The sequence below is a fragment of the Streptomyces sp. NPDC055078 genome (assembly GCF_053607985.1).
In genome coordinates this window covers 1-3,361 of record NZ_JBSGUP010000799.1, presented here as the reverse complement: position 1 = coordinate 3,361, position 3,361 = coordinate 1, and the positions used below count along the sequence as shown (strand labels likewise).

Genomic DNA, 3,361 nt, shown 5'->3' with positions numbered 1-3,361 from the left:
GGGCGGGGCTGGGGCCACCAGAACCGAGACCACCCGCGCCGGTTCCGCCGGCCCCGAGCCCACCGGGGCCGGGGCCGCCGTCGCAGCCGAGCCCACCGGGTCCGGAACCGGGGCTACCGGAACCGTTGCGGCCGGGTCCGCTGGGTCGGGGTCCGCGATCGCTTGCGTACACGCTCGTCCTCCTCGCGACAGTGATTCGTACACGTCAATCTGCGCCGGGAGGGGGAACACGCCCATGGACAAAGCGGGGGCAGGTCTTGGACTGAGCAGACAGGACACATCCGTGCACCGCCCCCGCCCGTCACGGGAGTTACAGGGTTGCCGCCGCCGACCTGATGGCCGACGCGAAGGTGGAGACCTCGGTGTAGACACCCGGGGAGCCGGGCCTGGCGCAGCCCGCGCCCCAGCTCACTATGCCGATCTGTATCCAGGCGCCCGCGTCGTCCCGGCGGAACATGGGACCGCCGGAGTCACCCTGGCAGGTGTCGACCCCGCCCTCAGGGAGGCCCGCGCACAGTTCCTCGTCGGGGACGAGCCCCGGGTACGGCTCCTGGCAGGTCGCGTCGTCGACGAACGGCACCTCCGCCTTGAGCAGATAGCGCTGCTGCGAGCCGCCCTCGCGGGCCGCGCCCCAGCCCGCGATCGTGAACGTGCCGCTGTTGTAGGCGGCCGTATCGGCGATCGCCAGGGTGGGCAGACCGATCGGCCGGGCGAGCTTGATCAGCGCCCAGTCCTTGCCGGTGCCGTTGTAGCCGGGGGCCCGGAGGACCTTGGTCGACCTGACCTTGATCGCGCCCGCGCCCTGGAGGTCCACGACCCCGGCGGTGGCGGTGATGGAGGTGTTGTTGCCCGAGCCGTTCACACAGTGCGCGGCGGTGAGGACGACCTGCTGGGTGAGCAGCGAGCCGCCGCAGCCCATGGAGAGCCGGACCATGAACGGGAACTCGCCCTGTGCCGCGCGGGTGCCGCCGACGACGGGCGGCGGGGCGGCGAAGGCGGCGGTGGGCTGGAGGCTGACGGCGGCGAGGAGGACGGCGCTCGCGGCGGCACATCTCTTGAGTGCACGCAGGATATTCAACGGGATACCTTTCGTGGGGGGTTGAGAAACCACGGCCGGATCGGGCCCGGACAGCAGAAACTGCGGACTTTCCGTACTGCTGTCATGTGCCCGACAAGACGTGACCCGGATTATGGGCAGTCCTCCGGGCGCCTCACAAGGAGCGGCTTTCGGCCATGTCGGCTCCGCAGGTTCGCCGGCCGTTCCCCGTAGAGTTGAGCCGGGCCGACCGTCGCGCAGGGGGTACGGGTTTTGGTGGCGAAGAGCAATGAGGTCGTGCACGGTTTTCCGCATCTCGACACCGTGCGCTCCGCGATCACCGCGCTGTACCGGAGGCTGTCGCCCGAGGGCGTGCGCTCCTACGCGCCGAGCCTGCTCCCCGCCGACGCGGCCTTCTCCGACCAGGACGATCTTCATCTGGGCGCGCAGCGGGTCGCCCGCGCCCTGGTGCACCATCTGCGGCTGCCTGAGGCCCGGATGATCGTGAGCTTCCGCGAGATGCACCATGCGGCGAGCGTCGAGCTGACGGCGGGACCCGAGTACTTCATCGAGCTGAACGACCGCTTCCGTACCCATCGGCGGGACATCGGCGCGGCCCTCGCGCACGAGATCACCCATGTGCTGCTGCACCGGCTGGATCTCACCTTTCCCGGCACCCGCGACAACGAGATCCTCACCGACACCGCGACCACCTATCTCGGCGCGGGGTGGCTGCTGCTCGACGCGTTCCGCGAGGACCAGGTCTCCAGCCAGAAGCTGGGCTATCTCACCCCCGAGGAGTTCGGCTATGTCCTCGCCAAGCGGGCCATCGAGTTCGACGAGGACCCCGCGCTCTGGTTCACCAGCCCGCAGGCGTACACCGCGTACACCAAGGGACGCGCCCAGGCCCAGCGCGACGCCCGGCAGCCGCCGCTGACCACGGCCGGGTGGGCGGGCCGCCAGCGCTACGCCAAGAACCGGCGCCACGCTCTGGACCACCCGGACCGGGAGCCGCGCGACCCCCAGGTGCCGTACGCCTTCGAGACCGGACCGGACGGGCCCCGGGTGTCCTTCCGCTGCCCCACCTGCCATCAGCGCATCCGGCTTCTCGTACGGGGACGGGTGCGGGCCCGGTGCGGGCTGTGCCGGACGATTCTCGAATGCGACACCTGAGCGATGTTCGTAACCTCGACGCATGGACGAAGACTCGGGTGCGTGGGGTACGGAGGCGCTGTTCGCCGCCGTGTACGGCGGTGACGAGGACGCCGTCGTACGGCTGTTGCGGGCCGGGGTGGCCGCGGACAGCACCGACGAGGACGGGCAGACACCGCTCTACCTCGCGTCCGTGAGCAACGAGATCGGCATCGTACGGCTGCTGCTGGCGGCGGGCGCGGAGCCGGAGCGCAGCGGTGGCAGGGACACGGAGGATCTGCCGCTGTGCGGTGCCGCCGTCGGCGGTCATACGGAGGTGGTACGGGCCCTCCTCGCCGCGGGCGCGCGGCCGGACACCCCCGAGGAGTTCGGCCTCACCGCGATGACCTGGGCGGTCGGACAGGGGTACGCGGACACCGTCCGGGCCCTCCTGGAGCACGGGGCCGACCCCGATCTGCCCAGCCCGCACGGCGATCCGCCGCTGGTGGGCGCGGCGCGGCGGGGGTCGCCCGCGACCGTACGGACCCTGCTCGGCCACGGCGCGACCGCGAAGGAGGCCGCGCTCGCGGAGGCCCGTTCCTGGCTCGGCCGCGACCTGGCCGAGGAGTTGCGGTCCGGGCTGCTGGAGCAGTACGGGCCCGGGAGCGAGACCGTCACCCAGCGGATCGAGGAGGACGGCGGGGTGACCGTCGTGGTGGAGGTGCTGCGGGACGGTGTCCCGCGCGGCGGCAACGAGCGGGGGACCGGGCACGCGGCGATCGCCACCCTGCTGGAGGGCGAGCTGGGCATCCAGACGCCGTACGCGGAACTCGCCGGGCGGGCGCTGGCCTGCGGCGACCGGCGGCATGACAACTGGACCGAGCAGGTACGGGCGCTGTGGCGGCGCGGGGACGAGGAGACGTTTCAGGCCGCGTCCGCGTGGTGTGCGAGCGGGGAGGTGGCGCGGCGGGCGTTCGCGGCGGATGTCCTGGGGCGGCTGCCGTTCGGGGCCCGCGCCCTGCCCCTGCTCATCGGGCTGTCCCAGGACGCCCGGGAGCCCGAGCTGATCCGCGCGGTGGTGTCGGCGCTGGGCGCCCTGGTGGCGGGGCGGTCGCCGGGGCGGAGTGGTCCGGGTGGGGTGGCGGAGCCGCCGGTCCTGCCGGAGGTGCCGGTTCTGCCGGAGGTGCTGTCGGA

Annotated in this window: 3 protein-coding genes; 2 read left to right on the top strand and 1 reads right to left on the bottom strand. The window is 72.5% G+C overall.

The genetic code is table 11. The features are described 5' to 3' along the window. Positions 1-310 precede the first annotated feature (310 nt). Positions 311-1,078, bottom strand: a complete 768-nt coding sequence (locus tag ACWF94_RS36880) for a S1 family peptidase (RefSeq protein ID WP_453499018.1) — start codon at positions 1,076-1,078, stop codon at positions 311-313. A gap of 234 nt (positions 1,079-1,312) precedes the next feature. On the opposite strand from ACWF94_RS36880, the gene ACWF94_RS36875 reads away from it, so the two are divergent. Both ACWF94_RS36875 and ACWF94_RS36870 read left to right on the top strand, forming a co-directional pair. Further along, positions 1,313-2,209: a hypothetical protein gene (locus tag ACWF94_RS36875; protein ID WP_453499016.1), complete on the top strand. Its 897-nt coding sequence runs from the start codon at positions 1,313-1,315 to the stop codon at positions 2,207-2,209. A 22-nt stretch (positions 2,210-2,231) separates the two neighbouring features. Next, on the top strand, positions 2,232-3,361 hold a 1,130-nt coding region (locus ACWF94_RS36870; RefSeq protein WP_453499014.1), incomplete at its 3' end, for an ankyrin repeat domain-containing protein.